The sequence below is a fragment of the Phocoenobacter uteri genome, assembly GCF_900454895.1.
In the GTDB taxonomy this organism is placed as follows: domain Bacteria; phylum Pseudomonadota; class Gammaproteobacteria; order Enterobacterales; family Pasteurellaceae; genus Phocoenobacter; species Phocoenobacter uteri.
Genome location: NZ_UGTA01000001.1, coordinates 1,831,098 through 1,854,197, shown reverse-complemented (window position 1 = coordinate 1,854,197; position 23,100 = coordinate 1,831,098). Strand labels below are relative to the sequence as shown.

At 39.5% G+C, this 23,100-nt stretch carries 18 protein-coding genes; 8 read left to right on the top strand and 10 right to left on the bottom strand.

From position 1 onward, the window contains the following. Positions 1–8: 8 nt before the first annotated feature. The 4 genes from fdhE to fdnG form a co-directional block, all read right to left on the bottom strand. Entirely contained in the window at positions 9–920 is a 912-nt protein-coding gene (gene fdhE, locus DYE60_RS08550; RefSeq protein ID WP_115316179.1) for a formate dehydrogenase accessory protein FdhE, read from the bottom strand. Positions 921–1,013: 93 nt separating this feature from the next. Beyond that, the gene (locus tag DYE60_RS08545) at positions 1,014–1,694 is read right to left on the bottom strand and encodes a formate dehydrogenase subunit gamma (RefSeq protein ID WP_115316178.1); all 681 of its coding nucleotides are present in this window, start codon (positions 1,692–1,694) and stop codon (positions 1,014–1,016) included. Then, complete coding sequence (gene fdxH, locus DYE60_RS08540; RefSeq protein WP_115316177.1) at positions 1,687–2,601, bottom strand: formate dehydrogenase subunit beta; 915 nt, start codon at positions 2,599–2,601, stop codon at positions 1,687–1,689. Before fdxH ends, DYE60_RS08545 begins: the two co-directional genes overlap by 8 nt. A gap of 3 nt (positions 2,602–2,604) precedes the next feature. Beyond that, positions 2,605–5,658, bottom strand: a complete 3,054-nt coding sequence (gene fdnG, locus DYE60_RS08535; protein WP_115316176.1) for a formate dehydrogenase-N subunit alpha — start codon at positions 5,656–5,658, stop codon at positions 2,605–2,607. Between the two features lie 185 nt (positions 5,659–5,843). On the opposite strand from fdnG, the gene fdhD reads away from it, so the two are divergent. From fdhD to folP, 3 genes are all read left to right on the top strand, one after another. Continuing rightward, positions 5,844–6,671, top strand: a complete 828-nt coding sequence (gene fdhD, locus DYE60_RS08530) for a formate dehydrogenase accessory sulfurtransferase FdhD (RefSeq protein WP_115316175.1) — start codon at positions 5,844–5,846, stop codon at positions 6,669–6,671. Positions 6,672–6,809: 138 nt separating this feature from the next. Beyond that, positions 6,810–7,769, top strand: coding sequence for a 23S rRNA pseudouridine(955/2504/2580) synthase RluC (rluC, locus tag DYE60_RS08525; RefSeq protein ID WP_115316174.1), 960 nt, complete (start codon positions 6,810–6,812; stop codon positions 7,767–7,769). After that, entirely contained in the window at positions 7,759–8,604 is an 846-nt protein-coding gene (gene folP, locus DYE60_RS08520; protein ID WP_115316173.1) for a dihydropteroate synthase, read from the top strand. Before rluC ends, folP begins: the two co-directional genes overlap by 11 nt. A gap of 76 nt (positions 8,605–8,680) precedes the next feature. On the opposite strand, the gene DYE60_RS08515 is transcribed toward folP, so the two are convergent. The 4 genes from DYE60_RS08515 to DYE60_RS08500 all read right to left on the bottom strand — a co-directional run bounded on the left by DYE60_RS08515 (position 8,681) and on the right by DYE60_RS08500 (position 13,966). Continuing rightward, complete coding sequence (locus tag DYE60_RS08515; RefSeq protein ID WP_115316172.1) at positions 8,681–10,276, bottom strand: ABC transporter ATP-binding protein; 1,596 nt, start codon at positions 10,274–10,276, stop codon at positions 8,681–8,683. Positions 10,277–10,364: 88 nt separating this feature from the next. Further along, the gene (oppC, locus tag DYE60_RS08510; RefSeq protein WP_115316171.1) at positions 10,365–11,297 is read right to left on the bottom strand and encodes an oligopeptide ABC transporter permease OppC; all 933 of its coding nucleotides are present in this window, start codon (positions 11,295–11,297) and stop codon (positions 10,365–10,367) included. 23 nt (positions 11,298–11,320) lie between these two features. Further along, complete coding sequence (gene oppB / locus DYE60_RS08505; RefSeq protein ID WP_115316170.1) at positions 11,321–12,244, bottom strand: oligopeptide ABC transporter permease OppB; 924 nt, start codon at positions 12,242–12,244, stop codon at positions 11,321–11,323. 90 nt (positions 12,245–12,334) lie between these two features. After that, a complete protein-coding gene (locus DYE60_RS08500; RefSeq protein WP_115316169.1) occupies positions 12,335–13,966 on the bottom strand; it encodes an ABC transporter substrate-binding protein in 1,632 nt (543 codons plus the stop codon). Between the two features lie 361 nt (positions 13,967–14,327). Between DYE60_RS08500 and DYE60_RS08495 the strand changes: the two genes are divergently transcribed. The 3 genes from DYE60_RS08495 to DYE60_RS08485 all read left to right on the top strand — a co-directional run bounded on the left by DYE60_RS08495 (position 14,328) and on the right by DYE60_RS08485 (position 18,132). Then, positions 14,328–15,878, top strand: coding sequence for a peptide MFS transporter (locus DYE60_RS08495; RefSeq protein WP_115316168.1), 1,551 nt, complete (start codon positions 14,328–14,330; stop codon positions 15,876–15,878). A gap of 198 nt (positions 15,879–16,076) precedes the next feature. Then, entirely contained in the window at positions 16,077–17,627 is a 1,551-nt protein-coding gene (locus tag DYE60_RS08490) for a peptide MFS transporter (RefSeq protein WP_115316167.1), read from the top strand. Positions 17,628–17,817: 190 nt separating this feature from the next. Then, positions 17,818–18,132, top strand: a complete 315-nt coding sequence (locus tag DYE60_RS08485; protein WP_115316166.1) for a heavy metal-binding domain-containing protein — start codon at positions 17,818–17,820, stop codon at positions 18,130–18,132. A 163-nt stretch (positions 18,133–18,295) separates the two neighbouring features. Here the strand turns inward: DYE60_RS08485 and gorA are convergent, their stop codons facing one another. Next, entirely contained in the window at positions 18,296–19,651 is a 1,356-nt protein-coding gene (gene gorA / locus DYE60_RS08480; RefSeq protein ID WP_115316165.1) for a glutathione-disulfide reductase, read from the bottom strand. Positions 19,652–20,112: 461 nt separating this feature from the next. On the opposite strand from gorA, the gene DYE60_RS08475 reads away from it, so the two are divergent. Continuing rightward, complete coding sequence (locus tag DYE60_RS08475) at positions 20,113–21,066, top strand: beta-ketoacyl-ACP synthase III (RefSeq protein WP_115316164.1); 954 nt, start codon at positions 20,113–20,115, stop codon at positions 21,064–21,066. 23 nt (positions 21,067–21,089) lie between these two features. Next, positions 21,090–21,836 carry a tRNA (guanosine(46)-N7)-methyltransferase TrmB gene (gene trmB / locus DYE60_RS08470; protein ID WP_115316163.1) on the top strand — a complete coding sequence of 249 codons (747 nt, stop codon included), beginning with the start codon at positions 21,090–21,092 and terminating at the stop codon, positions 21,834–21,836. 250 nt (positions 21,837–22,086) lie between these two features. Here the strand turns inward: trmB and ruvB are convergent, their stop codons facing one another. Continuing rightward, positions 22,087–23,088 carry a Holliday junction branch migration DNA helicase RuvB gene (ruvB, locus tag DYE60_RS08465; RefSeq protein WP_115316162.1) on the bottom strand — a complete coding sequence of 334 codons (1,002 nt, stop codon included), beginning with the start codon at positions 23,086–23,088 and terminating at the stop codon, positions 22,087–22,089. Between the last annotated feature and the right edge of the window lie 12 nt (positions 23,089–23,100).

Genomic DNA, 23,100 nt, shown 5'->3' with positions numbered 1-23,100 from the left:
TATAAAAACTAACTTTCTGAGTTAAATAAAAATGGATTTAAACCACTGCGTAGCAATTCTTTTTCACCCATTTCAATGTCTAAATAAATAGAGGCTAAATCATCTGCTACGGCATCAACATTGGCTTCTTTTTCTTTATATAGCACCTTTAAATAAGTGTGACAGTCACGACAACTTTCGGTGCGAACGCTAGCAAATTCATCGTCAATGCTCCAATAATCTAATTTATCCATTTGATCACAGTTCGAACATTTAGCACGCACCATATACCACTCGGTTTCACATAATGCACAATGTAAATAGCGTAATCCTTGATTTGCACCAAAGTGAATAACACTTGATACAGGTGCTGAATTACAAACAGGGCAAGTGTGTAAGCCTTGCCCATTTTCTAGCATTGCATTATGAGGAATATTTTGAACAAGTTGTGTCCAATAGAAAGCGAGGGCTGACCACAAAAAGACCGCTTTATCACTGCTCACATAATGAAATTCTTGATTTAAAAGTTGATCCGCCAATTCATTTAATTCTTTGTCTGAGGCTTTTTCTAACCATTCAATGGTGCTTAAAATAGTTTCATTAGCATTAGCTTTTAAGTGTTGTAACAACGCCTGTAAAATTTTTATCCAAATAGGATCACGTTGCCAAGTCTTATAATCAAGTGGTTTATTCGCTAATTTCTCAGCGGTTAATATGATTTCTTGTTGCAAGCTGAAATGGCTTAAAAGCTGATCTTGTGCTTCGCAAATTTTAGCAACAAAACTTAAATAATCCGCCATTGGATTATTTTCAGCTAAGCTTTGTAACCGCTCAGCTCGTTGTTTATAAAGCGTTTTTGGATTAGCAAAAAGCAGCGGAGGGATATGTGTTGAAGGTGCGACTTTTTGAATTTCATCTTTTGAAAGTATTTTAATACCCATAATTTTCCTGTGCGATTGCACGCCTCCATTTATTATGTTTAACAGAAAAGTGCGGTAAATTGTACCGCACTTTTGTTTTATAATGATATATTGTTATTGCTTAGGTTGCTGCTTCTCTGCCAATTCTTGTTCCAATTTTGGCATAACCTCTTCTCTAAACCAACGAGGGTGATGCTTTCTCGCCCAACGTACGGTTACCCAACCTTCCACCATTCCTCGAATTGAACCTTTAACCCAATATGCCATATAAATATGCACCATAATGCCTGTAAAAAGCATAAAGGCACTAAATGAATGTAATAAAATTGCAATTCGAATAACGGGTATCGGAAAATTATCTGAGAAATATTGTCGCCACATAATAATCCCTGTTGTAAGCAAGGTTAACATTGCTAAAATGAGCGTCCAAAATAGCATTTTTTGCCCAAGATTATATTTGCCGTTATCCGACACAGCGTGTTCGTTGCCTTTTAGTACTTCCTTGATATTTTTAAGCCACACCCAGTCATTTCGTTCTGGGATATTATGCTGCCAATAAATAAAGCAAAGGTTAATAAAGGCAAAAAACATAATAATTCCCGTGAATGGGTGAACAAAACGTGCAATTCTTGGATTGCCGAGAATTTCAGTGAGCCACGCAAAATCAGGGAAGAAAAATGCCAAACCTGATAAGCCTGTGGTAAAAAAGCAGATTACCAATAGCCAATGACTTAAACGAGCAGGCAGTTTATGACGAATGATTTTTTGTTCATCAGAGAGTTTTAGCTTATTCATCTTTGCCCCCTTTATTTTCTTCACTGTGTGTTTCATCGTGTTCATCAAATTCTTCGGTGTTTGGACCTACCGCAATATAGTGGGCGATTTCTGCCAGTGCAATCCCCCCTAATGCTACCGCTGCAACAGGTTTTAAGAAATCTTTCCAGATTTTAACCGTTGGATCGATATGCGGATTTTTTGGTAACCCTGCATAAAGTTCTGGTTGATCTGCGTGGTGTAAAATATACATCACGTGTGTTCCGCCCACCCCTTTTGGATTATATAATCCGGCATTCTTGTAGCCACGAGATTTTAGATCGGCAATGCGAGTTTGAGCATATTCGATCATATCTTTCTTCGTACCAAAATGAATGGCACCCGTTGGACAGGTTTTTACGCACGCAGGTTCTTGTCCGACAGTAACACGATCAATACAAAGCGTACATTTATACACGCGATTGTCTTTGTCATTCATTTTCGGCACGCCAAAAGGACAGCCCGCCATACAATAACCACAGCCGATACATTTATCCGATTGAAAATCCACAATACCATTAGCATATTGCACGATTGCCCCAGGTGATGGACACGCTTTTAAACACCCCGGTTCTGAACAGTGCATACAACCGTCTTTACGAATTAACCATTCTAAGCGGTCATTTTGTTCCACTTCACTGAATTTCATTACCGTCCATTGTTCCGCATTCATATCACGTGGGTTATCATAAGTTCCCACACACTCTTGAGGCGGGGTGCGTAAGTTATTCCATTCTGAACACGCCACTTGGCACGCTTTACAGCCGGTGCAAACACTTACATCTATCAATTTCGCCACTTCAAGCTGATGATTTCTTGCCTGTGGTGAAGGGGTCAACACAGAATTTGCTGAAACGCGAATAATATCTTGAGATTGAACTGTACTCATCTGTTAGCCCTCCACTTTCTCAATATTCACAAGGAATGCTTTATACTCAGGGGTTTGCGTATTCGCATCTCCCACAGGTGGTGTTAAGGTATTTGTTAAAAATCCTTTTTGCCCTACAGTGCTAAAGCTCCAATGTGTCGGTAGCCCAATTTGATGAACAGTTTGACCATTGACTTGTAAATCTTTCAAACGCTTAGTAACGACAGCTTTCGCTTTAATAAAACCACGTTTTGAGGTGACTTTTACCCAATCGCCCGCTTTAATTCCTTTTTCATTTGCCAGTGCTTCACCAATTTCAGCAAATTGCTGAGGTTGTGCGATCACATTGAGCATTGCCTGTCCTGTCCAACAGTGGAAAAGCTCCGTTAAGCTGTAAGTCGTACCGACATAAGGAAACTCTTTTGCTGTACCAAATGAATTTCTATCGTCCTGTAACACTCGAGCCACTGGGTTTTGTACCACATTTGGGTGCAGTGGATTTGTGCCAATCGGGGTTTCCCAAGGTTCATAATGTTCAGGGAACGGACCATCACCAATGCGATTTGAACCAAAAATACCACCGCTTCCGTCAGGTTGCATAATGAATGGCATTGTTTTTGCATTTGGTGGTGCTGTTCCAAAATCCGCAATATCAATGTAGTTCCAGTTTTTACCGTTCCATTTCACTAATTGACGATCTTTATTCCAAGGATTACCCGCTAAATCAGCACTGGCTCGGTTATACAAAATACGGCGGTTTGCCGGCCACGCAAAAGACCAGCCGAGTGTATTTCCTAAACCTGACGGATCGGCATTATCTCGGTTTGCCATTTGGTTACCTTGCTCTGTCCATTGCCCTGTATAAATCCAGCAGCCCGCCATCGTTGAGCCATCATCACGTAAGTGCCCAAAGCCTGATAACAATTGCCCTTTTTTCGCAATCAATTTACCGTCCGCATCGTACAAATCTTTTAAGGCATAACCATTATTCTCTTTCGCCAATTCTTCTGCTGTTGGTTCGAGAGGGTTCATATAGTTCCACTGCATTGCTTCTAAAGCCTCAAAATTTGCCCCTCCTTCTTTGCGATACATTTCTAATAAAATCGCACGCAATTCGGATAAAATTTCAACATCAGGTTTTGCTTCATAAGGCTGTTCAACGGCTTTCCAGTGCCATTGTAACCAACGTCCTGAGTTAGCAATTGAGCCATCTTCTTCTGCAAAACAAGTGGTTGGCAAGCGGAATACTTCTGTTTGGATATCAGCAGGATTAACATCATTCATCTCACCGTGATTTTGCCAGAAGTCAGAGGTAGCGGTCTTAATTGGATCAAAAATGACCAAAAATTTTAATTTGCTTAACGCAGCAATCACCTTATTTTTATTTGGGAATGAACCCACAGGGTTAAAGCCCTGACACATATAACCCGTTACTTTACCTTGTGACATTAAATCAATATATTTATCCGGATCATAACGCTGATCGTATTTTGGCAAGAATTGATACCCAAATTCATTGTCAGCTGTTGCATTATCACCATAAAAGGCTTTAAGCAAACTCACCATAAATTTAGGGGTATTTTTCCAATAGTTAACCTGATCTTCACCCAAGGTTTTTGGTGTGGTACGAGCTAAGAAATCCGCCAAAGTGCGATCTTTATCCTGTGGCAATTTCAAATAAGACGGTAAGGTGTGTGGATATAAGCCCAAATCCGTTGCCCCTTGTACATTTGAGTGTCCACGCAACGCATTGACACCGCCCCCTGCCATACCGATATTACCGAGCAATAACTGAATCATCGCCATTGAACGAATATTTTGCGTCCCCACGGTATGTTGTGTCCAACCTAGTGCATAAAGGAAAGAGGTCGTTTTTTCTGGAACGGCAGTCGCACCAATGGTTTCACAGAATAATAATTGATTTTTTGGTGAAATGCCCGTGATTCGCTCCACCATTTCAGGGGTATAACGCTCAACGTGTTTACGCAATAAGTTGATCACACAACGAGGATCTTTCATCGACATATCGCGGATCGGATTGCCGTTTTCATCTAATTGATAAACCCATTTTGATTTATCATAGGTTCTCGTTTCAGGATCGTAACCGCTGAATAGCCCGTCCTCAAAATCAAATTCATCACTGACTAAGAATGTCGCATTCGTATAATGACGCACATATTCGTGCTGAATTTTATCATTTTCAAGTAACCAACGAATGGCACCTAATAGGAAAGCAATATCAGAACCACTACGAATGGTAATATAGTGATCTGCCACCGCAGCACTACGGTTAAAACGAGGGTCAATCACCATAAAGGTGGCATTATTTTGTTTCTTCGCTTCAATCACCCATTTAAAGCCGACAGGGTGGGCTTCCGCAGGATTTGCTCCCATTGCAATCACCACGTCCGCATTTTTAATATCGACCCAATGGTTTGTCATTGCACCACGTCCGAATGACGGTGCAAGGCTTGCTACCGTCGGACCGTGACAGGTACTGCCTTGATTATCAAGCACCACCATACCCAACGCACGTCCCCATTTATGGGTCAACCAACAGGTTTCATTGCTCGCTGCCGATGCACACAGCATTCCCGTTGTCGTCCAACGATTAACGGTTGTGCCTTCAGCGTTCGTTTGTTGGAAATTCGCATCACGATCATCTTTCAATAAACGTGCAATACGCGTTAAAGCATCGTGCCAAGAAATTCTCTCCCATTTATCCGAGCCAGCCGCACGATATTCAGGATACAACACACGGTTAGGACTATTCACAAAATCCATCACCCCTGCCCCTTTCGGGCAAAGTGATCCTCGGCTAACTGGGTGGTCTGGATCGCCTTCTACGTGGATCAGTTTTGAACGTACATTTTTTGCTCCATCACCTAAACTATACATCAACATTCCACAGCCAACAGCACAATAAGTACAGGTTTGACGTGTTTCCTTCGCACGTAACAATTTATATTCACGGGGGGCTGCCAACGCTTTTGTCGGTGCAAAACCTAACATTGTGGCTGAAGTCCCCGCCATTACACCTGTACAGATTTTAAAGAATTTTCTTCTTGTAACCTGCATAAGTAACACTCCAAAATCAAATATAAAATGACAACAAACAGTACATAAATAGTACTAAATTTGTTCTAATGTTATATCTATGTGAAAAAAAATCTAGTATTAAATGTCATAAATGCGACATATATCAAAAAATCAAAAATTCGTTATAGTATAATTAGTTATACTTAGCACAAAGGAAAATAAGAGTGATTTTTATTACCAAAAAAGAAGCTGTTTTCTTTAACAAAAATAACAAATTAGATGGCGACAATAAAACGGCATCATTATTCGTCACTAAAAATGAAAATCTTGCGGTAGAAATGCCTGTGGCACTTGTTTATAACGGCATTTCACACACCGTGATGATGGCAAGCCCCCAAAACTTGGAAGAGTTTGCGATTGGTTTTTCTTTGGCGGAAGGCATTATTCAGGATAAAAAAGAAATTTACGGCATTGATATTAACCCTGTTTGCAACGGTATCGAAATCAACATTGAATTATCGACACGCCGTTTTACTGCTTTTAAAGATCATCGCCGTACTCTCGTGGGCAGAACGGGTTGCGGCATTTGTGGTACAGAGCAACTAAACCAAGTGATCAAACCTCTTCCCCCTCTTAAAACCACCTTTCAGATCGATATTCAACAACTTGATCCTTGCTTAGATCTTTTATCCCAACAACAGATCTTAAACCAACAAACAGGGGCAACCCATGCGACTGCTTTCTTTGACTTAAATTACAATTTACTTGCCATTCGAGAAGATATCGGTCGCCATATCGCCCTTGATAAATTGCTCGGTTGGTACGCACTCAACGACAAACCACAGGGCTTTATTATCGTCACCAGCCGAGCCAGTTATGAAATGGTACAAAAAGCCGTCACCTGTGGCATTGAAATGCTGATCGCTATCTCCGCCGCCACGGATTTAGCCGTAAATATGGCACAGCAATCCAACTTATCCTTAATCGGCTTTGCTCGCCCACAACGAGCCACCATTTATTCAGGAAAAGAGCGTTTTAATCTCGACGGGTAATTTTAAACATCGCCCAAGCGGTCATACTAAGGTATAATTTATCCAATAATCTATTTTAATAGCGGTCATATTTTTTATAAAATTTGCAAATTTTCAATAAAAAATGACCGCTTACCACCCCGATAATTTGGAATAAAAATGACAGAAAAAGTAATCAGTGCCAAAGTGCAATTTGTAACCATTAGTGATGATGAAAGTGGACAGCGAATTGATAATTTCTTACTTGCAAAGCTTAAAGGCGTGCCGAAAAGTTTAATTTATCGTATCGTTCGTAAGGGCGAAGTACGCGTAAACAAAGGGCGTATCAAACCTGAATATAAGCTACAAGGTGGCGATATTGTGCGTATTCCGCCAGTGCGTGTATCTGAAAAAAATACCACTCCAATTTCCACCAAACTCAATAAAGTGGCTGAATTAGAAAGCCATATTTTATATGAAGATGAAGTGCTAATTGTGGTAAATAAACCATCAGGCATTGCGGTTCACGGTGGTAGTGGATTAAGTTTTGGACTAATTGAGGCGTTGCGAGCATTACGTCCAGAAGCACGCTTTTTGGAATTAGTCCACCGTATTGACCGTGATACCTCAGGAATTCTGTTAGTCGCTAAAAAACGCTCTGCGTTACGCAATTTACACGAACAGTTACGCGTTAAAACTGTGAAAAAAGACTATCTCGCCTTAGTACGTGGACAGTGGCAATCCCACGTAAAAGCCGTTAAAGCACCGTTGAAAAAGAACGAATTAGCCAGTGGCGAACGTATTGTGCGAGTGAGCGAAGATGGCAAACCGTCTGACACCCGTTTTAGCATTGAAGAACGATACCAAAGTGCGACCTTAGTGAAAGCCTCGCCAGTAACAGGACGCACTCACCAAATCCGTGTGCATACTCAATATGCAGGGCACCCGATTGCATTAGACAGTAAATATGGCGACGCCGAATTTGATCAAAAAATGAAAAGTTTTGGGCTAAACCGTCTGTTTTTACACGCTTATTCAATTCGTTTCACACACCCAAGAACCGAAGAAGAAATGGTGATTACCGCTCCACTAGATAGCAACTTAAAAGCAATTTTAAAAAGGCTAAGAGATGAAAATTAATTTCAAAAATTACCAAAAATGTGACCGCTTATTAGATTTAACCAAGCCGAATATTATGGGGATTTTAAATTTTACCCCTGATTCATTCTCGGATAGCGGACGTTTTTTCTCGTTAGACAAAGCTCTTTTTCAAGTGGAAAAAATGCTTAATGACGGTGCAGATATTATTGATATCGGAGGCGAATCAACTCGCCCTAACGCTGAAATTATTAGCGAACAACAAGAGCTAGAACGTGTCGTTCCTTTGGTTGAGGCGGTTCGCTCACGCTTTGATTGTTTAATCTCAGTGGATACCTCAAAAGCCGAAGTAATGAAAGAGTCCGCCAAAGTCGGAATGGATATTATCAACGATATCCGAGCCTTAACCCTGCCGAATGCGTTGGATACCGCTGCCGAATTAGGCTTACCGGTGTGCTTAATGCATATGCAAGGTACGCCTCAAACAATGCAACAAAACCCTGATTATGATGATGTAGTGGATGAAGTGGCAACGTTCTTAAATAAGCGTGCCTTTGCGTGTCTAATTTCAGGTATTCCACAGGAACATATTATTTTAGATGTCGGTTTTGGTTTTGGAAAAACTGTTGAACACAATTATCAACTGTTAAAACATTTAAACATTTTCGCCGAATCAGGCTACCCTATTCTTGCAGGGCTTTCTCGCAAATCAATGATCGGTGCAGTGTTAGATAAACCCGTTGAAGATCGCTTGATTGGGAGCGTTGCAGGGGCATTATTATGTGTGCAAAATGGGGCTAAAATTGTGCGAGTTCATGATGTAAAAGAAACCGCAGAAGCGTTGAAGGTTTGGAATGCGATGAACGAAGTAAGTTGATTTAAGCGGTTAAATTTTTATCACTTTTTGCAAATAAAAAAACGTCCTTAATTTTTATGATTAAGGACGTTATTTTTTAAAGGTTAGATGCTTCAATCAAACGCTGTGTATAAGGGTGTTGTGGGTTGTGGAAGATTTGTTGGGTATCACCGCTCTCCACGACTTCGCCCTGTTGCATTACCATTACGTGGTTACTTAATGCTTTCACCACCGATAAATCGTGGCTAATAAACAAGTAACTTAATCCGTATTTTTTCTGTAAGTTATTTAATAATTCAATCACGGTTAATTGTGTTGAACGGTCTAATGCTGATGTTGGTTCGTCAAGTAATACGAATTTAGGTTCTAAAATCATCGCACGAGCAATTGCAATACGCTGACGTTGTCCCCCTGAAAATTCGTGTGGGTAACGGTTGATCATTGAAGGGGATAAATTCACTTCTTCTAACATTTTCATTACGCGTTCACGACGTTGTTGTTTACTCATTTCAGGATAGTGAACAAGCAAGCCTTCACCGATAATTTCGCCAATGGTTAAGCGTGGCGAGAGTGAATTGAATGGGTCTTGGAACACCATTTGCATATCTTTTTTCAAGGCTTGACGCTCTGCTTTGGAGAGCTGTGGAATATCACGTCCATCAAAATAAATATCGCCTTTGTAATCTAAAATTTGCATTACGGCACGTCCTAAGGTCGATTTTCCTGAGCCTGACTCCCCTACAATACCGAGCGTTTCGCCTTCTTTTAAGTTTAATGAGATATTTTTTACCGCATTAAAGACTTTTTTCGGTTTACCAAACCACGAACGTTGTACCACATAATCTACGTCCACATTTTCAAGCACGATTAAATCTTTGGCATTTTCATCAGGTGCAGGTTTTAAGGTATCAGGAATCGGATTGAGTAACTCTTGGGTGTAAGCGTGCTGTGGATTATTAAACACGTCATCGGTGTTACCACTTTCAATAATTTTACCATTTTGCATTACGCAAACATCATCGGAATATTTATGCACAAGGCGTAAATCGTGTGAGATTAAAATAATCGCCATTCCCATTTCTTTTTGGATATCCAACATCAAATCCAGAATTTCTGCCTGTGTGGTTACGTCAAGGGCTGTGGTTGGCTCATCGGCAATCAGTAAACACGGTTTATTGATAATCGCCATTGCAATCATAATACGCTGTAATTGCCCGCCTGAAAATTCGTGAGGATAGCTTTTCATTTTCTTTTCAGCGTCAGGAATTTTTACGATATTTAAGGTATCTAGCGTTAATTGCTCGGCTTCTTTTTTAGAAAGATGAGGTTGGTGGGTCATCACGGATTCTACAATTTGCGAGCCAATTCGCATAAATGGGTTAAGCGAAGTCATCGGCTCTTGAAAAATCATACCAATACGCCCACCACGCAAATCACGCATTTCTTTTTCTGAAAGGGTTAAAATGGATTTATCTTCAAAAATAATTTCAGAATTTTCCCCAAAAGAGACGATATTTTCAGGTAATAATTGCATAATTGACATTGAGGTTACCGATTTACCTGAACCAGACTCCCCTACAATCGCCAATGTTTGCCCACGCTTCACATCAAATGAGATACCTTGCACAGCGTGAACCAGTGCGTCATCGGTTTTAAGGTAAACATTCAAATCTTTCACTTCAAGTAATTTCATTTTTATATCCTGTTATTAACTAAATTTGTTATTTTTTTATTCTTCGTTCCCTGAGCTTGTCGAAGGGATTTTTTCTATTTAATTTTTACTATTTATCTTTTGGGTCTAATGCGTCACGCAATCCGTCGCCGATAAAATTAAAGCAGAACAGCGTTAAACAAAGGAACAACGCAGGGAAAAATAATAACCACGGCGAGGTTTCCATTTGGGCTGCACCATCACTTAATAATGCTCCCCAGCTACTCATCGGCTCTTGGGTACCTAATCCTAAGAAACTTAGGAATGATTCAAATAAAATCAAATTTGGTACTTCTAATGAGGCATAAACGGCGACGATCCCCAATACGTTCGGAATAATGTGTTTAGACACGATTTTCGTGTGGCTAACCCCTGTGACTTGAGCGGCTTCAATAAATTCTTTATTTTTTAAACTCAGAGTTTGACCTCGCACAATACGGGCTAAACTTAACCACGCAATCGCCCCAATGGCAACAAAAATTAACAGAATATTTTGCCCAAAGAAAGTGACGAGTAAAATAATAAAAAACATAAAAGGGAATGAACCTAAAATTTCAACTAAACGCATCATAATTGAATCGGTTCTTCCGCCAACATAGCCTGAAATTGCTCCGTAGGTTGTGCCAATTAACACCGAAATAATCGCACCTAACACGCCGACCATCAAGGAAATTCTACCACCAATCGCAATCCGAACCAATAAATCTCGTCCAGATGAATCTGTGCCGAAATAATGTCCTGATTCAAAATCCGGTGCAACGCCCATCATATTCCAATCGGTGTCTTCGTAGCTAAATGGCATTAACATCGGTGCAAAAGTAATAAATAGCACGATGAAACACAATAAAATCAAGCTAGTAACAGCAGCTTTATTTCTAAAAAAACGACGGCTAGCGTCCTGCCATAAACTGCGTCCGACAATAGTATTATTTTCAATTTGTTCTGCGACATTATCCGCTAATTGCGATACAAATTCTTCATTCTTTTTATTGTTCACTAACATTTGCTTTTCCTTATGAATTTTTATTATGAATAGCGGACTTTTGGGTCAATAATGGCGTAGAAAATATCCACTAAGGCATTAAAGAAAATGGTTAATGTCCCCACCAAAATAGTTAAACTTAACACCAATGAATAATCACGGTTTAATGCTCCATTCACAAAAAGTTGCCCGATACCTGGTAAACCAAACACACTTTCAATGACCATTGAACCGGTAATAATCCCCACAAACGCAGGTCCTAAGTAAGTGATAACAGGCAATAATGCTGGTTTTAATGCGTGTCTAAAAATAATTTTTTTGAGGGATAAACCTTTGGCTTTTGCGGTGCGGATATAGTTAGAATGCAACACTTCAATCATTGAGCCACGCGTGATACGAGCAATCCCTGCTAAATAGCCAATAGTGAGCGATAACACGGGCAACACCATATAATAGATCTCGCCCCCATTCCAACCGCCGGCGGGCAACCATTTCATATAAATTGCGAAGAATAAAACCAATAATGGGGCGAACACAAAGCTTGGCATTATTACCCCCGTCATCGCAAAGCCCATCACAATATAATCCCATTTGCTATTTTGTTTGAGTGCTGCCACAACGCCTGCGGTTATGCCTAATAACACTGCAAAAACAAAGGCGATTGAGCCTAGTTTGAAAGAAACCGGAAAGGCAGAGGCGAGCAAATCATTCACACTTTGGTCTTTATATTTGAATGAAGGGCCAAAATCGCCGTGAGCGAGATTTTCTAAATATAAGCCATACTGTTTATATAACGGTTCGTTTAAATGATATTTTGCTTCAATATTTGCCATTACTTCTGGTGGGTAAGCTTTTTCAGAAGAAAAAGGGTTACCCGGAGCGAGACGCATTAGAAAAAAGGAGAAGGTAATCAAAATAAACAACGTTGGAATGGCTTCCAAAATCCGTTTTAAAATAAATTTCAACATAAGTAAGATCCCCAAAAAAAGATAAAAAATAAGCGGTCATATTTTTATAAAAATTTGCAAATTTTATGGTAAATCTGACCGCTTGTTTGTTTAGTGTTTAATAATGTATAAGTTTTTCAAGAAGATATTATCCAATGGATCTTTTCCGCTATAACCTTTTACATAGGTTTTTACTAAACGTGGATTTACATAGTTATACACAGGCACAATTGGATAGTCATTGGCTAACACGGCTTCCGCTTTGGCATAAGCCTCCGCACGACCTTCGGCATCTTTGGCTTTAAAGGCACTGGCAAGTGCGTCATCATAAGCTTGGCTTTTATAGAATGCGGTATTATTGCTTGAATCTGAAAGGTAATAATTGGTAAAGGTGGTTGCTTGGTTGTAGTCCCCAGACCAGCCCGCACGTGCAATATCATAGCTTCCATTATGACGGCTATCTAAATAAGTTTTCCACTCTTGGTTTTCTAATTTAACGTTAATTAAGCCCTTGGTGTTTTGTTTCCAAATGGAAGCAGCTGCAATCGCAATCTTTTTATGGTTTTCACTGGTGTTATATAAAATCGTGAACGTTAGCGGATTTGCTTTGCTGTACCCTGCCTCTTTAAGTAATTTAATCGCTTCAGTATTACGCTCTTTCATACTTAATTTACTGTATTCAGGCTGTTGAATTTTCTCGCCTTCTTCAATATAAGTTGGAGTAAATACGTAAGTTGGGGTTTGGCCTTGTCCCATCACTTTATCAGTAATAATTTCACGATCTAAGGCTAAATTTAACGCTTTACGCACACGCACATCGGTGAATTTTTTATTATTGATTTCATAAATATAGGTCGATAGCGAACGTGGTGCAAAGACTTCATCCGGAATTTCTTTTTTCAATTTTGCAAATTGCTCTGGTGGTAAAGCGTGATCTGTCACATCTAAATCCCCTGCACGATAACGCGCCACGTCGGTGGTTGGATTCGGAATTTCTAGGAACGTCGCTTTATCAATCACCGTTGCTTTATCATTCCAATAAAGCGGATTACGCACAAACTCAATTTTTTCATTGATCACGTGTCCTGCTAACTTATACGCCCCGTTACCAACAATGTTTTCTTGTTTCACCCATTGATCCCCAAATTTCTCAACCACTTTTTGATTCACAGGTAAGAGTGATGAGTGAGCCACTAAGCCTACCGCATAAGGCACAGGATCACTTAAATGTACCACAAAAGTATGATCGTCTTTGGCTTCAACGCCTAAGGTTTTTGCCTCTTTTTTACCGTCAATAATATCTTGGGCATTTTCAACTTGTAAGAATGTCACATAACTTGCATAAGGTGAAGCAGTACTTGGTGACACGACACGTTGCCACGAATAAACAAAATCTTGAGCAGTCACAGACTCGCCATTTGACCATTTGGCATCATCTCGTAAATGGAATGTCCACGTCTTGAAATCATCGGAATGCTCCCACGATGTTGCCACACCCGGTTCAACTTTACCGTCAGAGTTTTTAGTGACTAAACCTTCAAATAATTGATAAACCACTTGAGATTCTGGCGTACCTTCAATTTTATGTGGGTCAAAACTTGATGGCTCAGCACCGTTGTTTATTGTGATTTCTTGTACTTTAGCTAACGCCGTGCCTTCGGGTACATTTGCCGCAAAAGAGTAATTTGATAGCCCAACGAGAACCGCTGTGGCTAATAGAGAACGAATAAATTGTGTTTGCATACTTAACTCCTCATTTTATTTTAAATATTGTGATGGATCTTTATTCGAAAATTATTTCTACTACAAAAAAATTGATTTGTAAATATTAAAATAGTCACTTTTTTAAATCTTATGCTTTTTGCAAAAAATTCACTAAATTTGACCGCTTATTACCTGAAAAATAAGAGGATTGTTTAAATAATGTGAATTTTTTTACTAAAAAGAGACGGAATAAATGACAAAATTCGCCTTATTTTATTTTTTGAAAAATAAAAATGTGATCTAGCTCTAATTTATGATTTAAAGGCTTGATTACCCTCTTGTTTTTTGACAATAAAAGCAGATAATTCGCAACGAATTTTAATGACGAGGAGTTTGAATTATGTCAAATGTTATAAATGATAATAAGATTTCGCCTACGGTGTTAAACCATCCAGCGGGGCTATTTGTGTTATTTTTCACTGAAATGTGGGAGCGTTTTAGTTACTACGGAATGCGTGCCTTATTGGTGCTATTCTTAATTTCTTCCGTTGAAAAAGGAGGCTGGGCATGGTCTCGTGAAGATGCTGGCGTGCTTTATGCGTGGTACAGTTCTTTAGTATTTTTCACACCGTTAATTGGTGGTTACATTGCTGACCGTATTATCGGGGCAAGGGTTGCCATTGTCACTGGGGCGATCTTAATGATTTTAGGACACGTCTCTTTGGTAACGAATTACAGCGAAGTAACCTTCTATCTTGGCTTATCTTTAATCGTGTTCGGTAACGGCTTATTCAAACCAAATATTTCCTCTATCGTTGGGCAACTTTATACCGATGAAAACAAAAAAGACAGTGCTTATACCATTTTCTATATGGGCATTAACGCAGGGGCATTCTTAGGCGTTATGCTTTGCGGTTATGTTGGTGAGATGATCGGTTGGTCTTATGGCTTCGGATTAGCTGGGGTGTTTATTTCATTTGGTTTATTACAATTCTATTTTTCTAAAACCATCTTTGGCACTATTGGGCTAGCACCGAAAAAAGTCAATGTCGCAAAAAAAGAAGTAAAAGTTGAACCTAAGAAAACAGGCTTAGCAAAAGATGAAATTGATCGCTTAGTGGCGATCAGCGTGTTTGCTTTCTTTACGATTATTTTCTGGTGGGCGTTTGAACAAGCGGGTTCATCGATGAGTATTTTTGCAAAAGATTATACGCAACGTATTCTAACGGGTGACTCTGTAACGATTTTCATTGTCGTCAATTTCTTCTTAACGGTTGTGCCAGTGTTGATCATCACTTGGGTACTATATCTGTTAGTGAAACAGACTTTCCCAATTATTCCAATGTCTAACACTTTCCTCGTACTCAGCTTTGTATGTATTTGGGGCGTGATTATTTGGAAAATCGTGGGCGAATTTAGTGCAACGGATCAAATTGAAGTGCCAGCGTCTTGGTTTGGTATTTTAAACTCTTTCTTTATCATCGCCTTTGCCCCATTAGTGTCTAAAATTTGGGACAGTAAATTTAATCCATCAGGTCCCGTTAAATTCGCGATCGGTTTAGCCTTATTAGGCGTTGGATTTGGTTTCTTAGCTTATGGTTCAATGAGTATCAAATCAGGCGTTGCAGAAGCCTCTGTTTCAATGTTCTGGCTGATTATCGCTTATTTCTTCCACACAATGGGCGAACTCTGTTTATCACCAATCGGCTTATCTTATGTAAATAAACTTGCTCCGCAACGTTTTATGAGTTTAATGTTCGGTGTGTGGTTCTTCGCTCAATTTATCGGTAACTTATTCGCTGGTTACACCGCAAGTTCAATCGATAGCTTAAATGAAGTAATGGGATTATCTGGCTTCTTCTTACTGTTCACCGCAATTCCAATTGCAACCGGTGTGATTATGCTAATGCTAACGAAATTCTTGAATAAACGTATGCACGGTATTCACTAAATATACTTGCAAATTCTTCTAAAAAACCCACCGCCTGGTGGGTTTATTTTTGTAAAAATGTTGTGATTTTTAATAAAAAATTATGCTTGTGAAAAAAATGTGATCTCCCTCTAATTTATACAGAAAAAATCAATTTTTTCCTTGTTTTTCATAAGAAAAAACGCTAGTTTACGGAAATTTACAATTATTAGGAGTTAAATGATGTCAGAAATTACAGTCGACAAAAAAATCGATCCTAAGGTATTAAATCACCCTGCGGGATTGTTTGTATTATTTTTCACAGAAATGTGGGAGCGTTTCAGTTACTACGGAATGCGTGCATTATTAGTACTTTTCTTAGTTTCAGCCCTTGATGAAGGTGGTTGGGCTTGGTCTCGTGAAGATGCGGGTGTTTTATATGCGTGGTATAGCTCATTAGTTTACTTCACACCGTTAATTGGTGGTTATATCGCTGACCGTTTAACAGGGGCAAGAACCGCGATTGTTGGCGGTGCATTTTTAATGACCTTAGGGCATTTATCCCTTGCGTTTGAATTTGTGGGACAATGGTCATTCTATCTTGGTTTAACCTTGCTTGTATTAGGTAACGGTCTATTTAAGCCAAATATCTCAACAATGGTGGGCGATCTTTACAAAAAAGAATCTAAAAAAGACAGTGCTTACACCATTTTCTATATGGGTATCAATGCAGGTGCATTCTTAGGTATTATGCTTTGTGGTTATGTAGGTGAAACGGTGGGCTGGTCTTATGGCTTCGGTTTAGCGGGTATCTTTATGTTATTCGGTTTACTTCAATTCTACTTCTCAAAAGCATTATTTGGAGAAATCGGTTCACTACACAAAAAAGCGGTTAAACATACCGAAAATAAAGCGGTAGAAAAAGAATCTCTTACTACAAAAGAAAAAGATCGCTTAATTGCTGTCAGTGTTTTTGCAATATTTACCATTGTTTTCTGGTGGGCGTTTGAACAAGCGGGTTCATCAATGACCATCTTCGCAAAAGACTATACGCAACGTGTGCTAACCGGCGAATGGGCAACCCTTTTTGTATGGGTAAACTTCTTCTTAACCGTTGTACCTGTCATCATCGTAACTTGGGTTTTAGGCTTACTGGTGAAACAGACTTTCTCAAAAATTTCACTTTCAAATAGCTTCTTAATGGCGAGCTTTGTGATTATTTGGGCTATCGTAATCTGGAAATTATACGGTGAATTCAGCTCAACAGATCAAATTGAAGTACCAGCATCTTGGTTTGGTATTTTAAACTCATTCTTTATCATCGCATTTGCCCCGTTAATTTCTAAAATTTGGGATACAAAATTCAATCCATCAGGTCCAGTGAAATTTGCGATTGCAATGGTATTACTAGGTGCTGGATTTGGTTTCTTAGCCTACGGTTCAATGAGTATTAAATCAGGTGTGGCAGAAGCGTCAGTATCCATGTTCTGGTTAATCGCGGCTTACTTCTTACACACAATGGGTGAACTTTGCTTATCACCAATCGGCTTATCTTATGTAAGTAAATTATCTCCAAGACGTTTAATTGGTTTAATGTTCGGTGTGTGGTTATTCGCGTCATTTATCGGTAACTTATTATCAGGTTACACCGCAAGCTCGATCGACTCATTAAATGAAATGATGGGATTATCAGGGTTCTTCCTACTCTTTACTATTATCCCAGTAGGTGCGGCAGTTATCATCTTAGCAATGTCTAATTTCTTGAAAAAACGTATGCACGGTGTTCACTAATTGATGAATAGTTTGTGATAAATTCATTTTTATAGCCTCAAATATTTGGGGCTATTTTTTTGTCTAAAAAACAAATTCAGCCTCCTCGTTATTTTCTGTTTCAAGGGATGACATAATCATCTTGAACCGCCCAATTTAATATTATAATATTGATAAATATCATCCACTTATATTATTAAGGAGCTCATCTATGCTTTATTCAACCTTAGAAACGATTCCAAACAGAGAAATTGATACTGTCATCGATATTGTTTTTGGTAATGTCGTAAAATCGAAGCATATCGGTCATGACATAATGGCTGCATTAAGGCAACTTATTGGTGGAGAAATAACCTCATATACGGCATTATTGGCAGAATCAAGGGAGGAAGCATTACAACGGTTATTATCCTCTGCCAAAGAAAAAAATGCAGATGCCGTCATCGGCGTTCGTTTTACAACCAACAGTATTTCAGCTAACAGCTGTGAAATTCTCGCTTTCGGCACGGCAGTCAAATTAAAATAGAGCTTACAGCGGTAACTCGTTATTGTTATAACTAAAAACAAAAAACGGTAATATTTATAAAAAATATTACCGCTTCAAATACCTTAAATTTATAATTCAAAAAACCAGAAAAAAACCAATTCTGATAATTTTAAATAGAGGGCTGACTATTCAGCCCATTTATTTAACGCATTGTTACAAATTCTTCCGAACCTGTTGGGTGGATTGCCACTGTGTTATCAAAGTCTGCTTTTGTTGCACCCATTTTGATTGCAACCGCAAAGCCTTGAATCATCTCATCCACACCAAAACCGATACCGTGTAAGCCGACGATTTTCTCATCTTCACCCGCACAAATCAGTTTCATTCTGCAAGGCTGACGGTGTTGGGTTACAGCGGTGTACATTGCCGTAAATGATGAAGTATAAACTTTCACATTTTCTTCGCCATATTGCTCAATCGCTTGTGGCTCAGTTAAACCGATCGTACCAATTGCTGGGTGACTGAATACCACTGTTGGGATTAAGCTGTAATCTAAATGCTCGTTTGGTTTGTTATTGAATAAACGCTCAGATAAACGACGTCCCGCTGCCACTGCCACAGGGGTTAATTCCACGCCACCTTCGATAATATCGCCGACCGCATAAATGCCTTCCACGTTGGTGTTTTGGAATTTATCCACTTTGATAAAGCCACGTGCGTTTGTTTCCACGCCTGTTGCTTCAAGGTTGATCACGTCCGTTGCTGGCTGACGACCGATTGCCCAAATTAAGCAATCAACAGTTTGCTCACGACCGTCTTCTAATTTTAAGGTTACTGAACCGTCTGCATTTTTAACTACTTCTTGTGGGATTGCTTGGGTGTGTAATTGAATGCCGTCTTGGGCTAACACTTCTAATAACGTATCCACAATGAATGGGTCAAAAGTACGTAATGGTGCGTGTTTACGCACGAATAAATGAGCCTCAGCCCCTAAGCTGTTTAATACGCCTGCAAGTTCTACGGCAATATAACCTGCACCCACCACAGCTACACGTTTTGGTAATTCGGTTAATTCAAAGAAACCGTTAGAATCGATACCGTGTTCCGCCCCTTTAATATTTGGACGTGTTGGACGACCACCCGTTGCGATCAAAATATGATCCGCTGTGATTTGTTCGCCGTTCACTTCAACGGTATTTTTATTCACAAATTTCGCAAAACCATTGATCACATCGATATTATTTTTTGCTAACACATTGTTATAAGATTGATGAATACGTCCGATATAAGCTTGACGGCTTTCGATCAATTTTGAAAAATCAAAGTCTTTCAAATCAACATTGAAACCATAATCAGGTGCATAAAGTTTAATTGCTTCCGCAATTTGAGCCCCGTGCCACATCACTTTTTTCGGCACACAGCCCACGTTCACGCAAGTACCACCTAAATCTTGTGCCTCAATAATCGCACATTTTTTGCCATAGCTTGCCGCACGGTTGATTGAAGCAATACCACCGCTACCACCACCGATAGCTAAATAATCATAATGTTTTGTCATAGTCTGTTCCTATTGTTAATTTGTAAGCGGTCAAATTTTGCAATGATTTTACCAAATTTTACACACAAAAGAACCCTTTTAATTTAATAGGGGGAAACAATGATTGTGGGTAGGAAAATATTTTATTTTTATAACAATTAGAAAATATGTAATGGTAAAAAAGTTGATAATCACAACCTAGAAACTTAGAATAATGAAGTTAATTAAGAAAACAAAACGGTTATAAGGGGATTAAAATGATTATTGAAATTATTGGCACAATAGTAATTTTGGATTTGCATTCATTGGCTATACAGCCTTAAAACACGATTAAATAAGAACACGAAAAAGGGGCTGATTTCTGTATTGTATAGAAATCAGCCCTTTTAGTTTTAACCTAATTCTTCGCATAAATCATTCCCAACCCCCCTAATTCTTGTTAGAATTGCAAAACTTTGACTTTTAACATTTTAGAGAAAAATATGTATAGCAAAATTCTCGCAACAGGTAGCTATTTACCTGCCAAAGTTCGTACTAATCACGAGCTTGAACAGATGGTTGAGACCTCTGATGAGTGGATCACTCAACGAACAGGGATTAAAGAACGTCGCATTGCAGCGGATAATGAAACCGTTGCAACAATGGGCTGTGAAGCGGCGAAAAAAGCCTTAGCAATGGCAAATATCGATCCGAATGAAATCGGTTTGATTATTGTAGCGACCACCACATCAAGCCACGCATTTCCAAGTTCAGCGTGCCAAGTGCAACAAATGTTGGATATTGATGACGCGATTTGTTTTGATTTAGCAGCTGCTTGTTCTGGATTTGTATATGGGTTAAGTGTTGCGGATCAATTTATTAAAACAGGGCAAGTGAAAAAAGCCTTAGTAATCGGTTCAGATTTATTCTCTCGTGCGTTAGATCCAAATGATCGCACGACGGTGATTTTATTTGGCGACGGTGCGGGTGCGGTAATTTTAGAGTCCTCAGAAGAGGCGGGGATTTTATCGACCCACTTACACGCAACGGGCAAAAGTGCCAACGTTTTATCCCTAGAAAATCAAGCACGTATCGTTGAAAGCGATCCTGCTTATGTAGAAATGCAAGGCAATGACACCTTCAAAATTGCAGTGCGTGAGCTGGCAAATGTGGTGGAAGAAACCTTGAACCATAATCAATTAGAGCGTGGCGATATTGACTGGTTGATCCCACATCAAGCGAATTTACGCATTATTTCTGCGACTGCGAAAAAATTAAAAATGGGATTAGAACAAGTGGTGATTACCCTTGATCGACACGGCAACACTTCTGCAGCCTCAGTGCCTGCCGCCCTTGATGAAGCGGTGCGTGATGGACGTATTCAACGTGGACAACTTTTATTATTAGAAGCCTTTGGTGGCGGTTTAACTTGGGGTTCAGCCCTTGTTCGATTTTAATTAAATAACAATAAATATATAAAATGACTCAACAAACATTAGCAGATAAAAAACGTAAAACAGTAGAACAAGCCGAATTTACCGAAGATGGACGTTATAAACGCAAAGTGCGTAGTTTTGTGTTACGCACAGGGCGTTTAAGTGAACGTCAGCGTAATATGATGAATGAAAACTGGGCAACAATGGGCTTAGATTATCAAGCAGAACCTTTTGATTTCAAAGCAATTTTTGGCAACGATAATCCTGTGGTATTAGAAATTGGTTTTGGAATGGGTAAATCGCTGGTAGAAATGGCGGAGCAAAATCCGGATAAAAATTATATCGGTATTGAAGTACATACACCAGGTGTGGGGGCGTGTATTGCCTATGCAGTTGAAAAACAAGTGAAAAACTTGCGTGTGATTTGCCACGACGCAACGGAAATTCTGCGTGATAGTATCGCCGATCATTCCCTAGCCGGTTTACAGCTTTACTTCCCTGATCCTTGGCATAAAACTAAACACCATAAACGCCGTATTGTACAACCAGAATTTATTGTAAGAATTTTACAAAAATTGACCGCTTGTGGTTTTATCCATTTTGCAACCGACTGGGAAAATTATGCTGAGCATATGTTAGAAGTATTGCAACAGTTTGACAGCGAGTTAGCAAATCAATCGCCAACCAACAATTATATTCCACGCCCTGATTTTCGTCCTTTAACCAAGTTTGAAGAACGTGGAAAAAATCTCGGACACGGTGTATGGGATTTGTATTTTATTCGTAAATAATTTTTTGAAGCTCAGTTATTGGGTTTGCGGTTGGTGAGCCTGTCGAACCATCGAAGCATAAGAGTTTCCCTTCGACAAGCTCAGGGATCAAATAAAGCGGTCATTTATTTTCTAAAATTTGCAAAAATTGAAAATTAAATGACCGCTTCGTATTCTACTCATTTCATTGATACGAGCCTTGAGTTTACTGTTTGAAATAATATTAAAATATTCCGAAGAAACAAGGTTTGCCTTATTTGTTCAATATAATTTAATCTTGCTGTAACCCAAAATGGCTATACGTTTTAAGAGTCGCGACTCGTCCTCTTGGAGTGCGTTGTAAAAAGCCCTGCTGAATTAAATAAGGCTCTAATACATCTTCGATGGTATCTCGCTCTTCACCGATAGCGGCAGCGAGGTTGTCTAGACCAACCGGTCCGCCATCGAAGCGTTCGATGACGGCAAGCAATAATTTTCTATCCATAAAATCAAAGCCTTTAGGATCAACATCAAGCATTTGTAAGGCTTGTTGAGCAATCTCTTTGGAAATGACACCGCTATTTTTTACATCCGCAAAATCACGCACTCGACGAAGTAAACGGTTCGCAATTCGGGGTGTACCCCGAGAACGACACGCAATTTCTATTGCAGCCTCTTCTGATAAAGTAAGGTTTAAACAAGCCGCACTACGACTAACAATTGAGGTTAAGTCTGCCACAGAATAGAATTCTAAACGCTGCACTATCCCAAAACGATCACGCAATGGCGAGGTTAATGAACCCGCTCTGGTGGTTGCCCCCACAAGGGTGAAAGGCGGTAAATCCAATTTAATAGAACGCGCAGCAGGACCTTCGCCAATCATAATATCAAGCTGATAATCTTCCATTGCCGGATATAAAATTTCTTCAATAGCAGGAGACAAACGATGAATTTCATCAATGAATAGTACATCGTAAGGCTCAAGATTAGTCAGCATTGCCGCCAAATCACCCGCTTTTTCTAGAACGGGCCCTGAAGTCGTTCTAAGATTAACCCCCATTTCATTAGCGACAATATTCGCTAAGGTGGTTTTCCCTAAACCTGGAGGGCCAAAAATGAGCAAGTGATCAAGAGCATCTTGTCGCATTTTAGCGGCTTGGATAAAAATGTGCATTTGCTCTCGAACACTGGCTTGTCCGATATAGTCGCTCAGTAATTTAGGGCGAATAGCACGATCTATTGCCTCTTCCTCTAATTTAGGCGAGGCACTAATAATACGATCAGCTTCAATCATCACTGGTTTTAC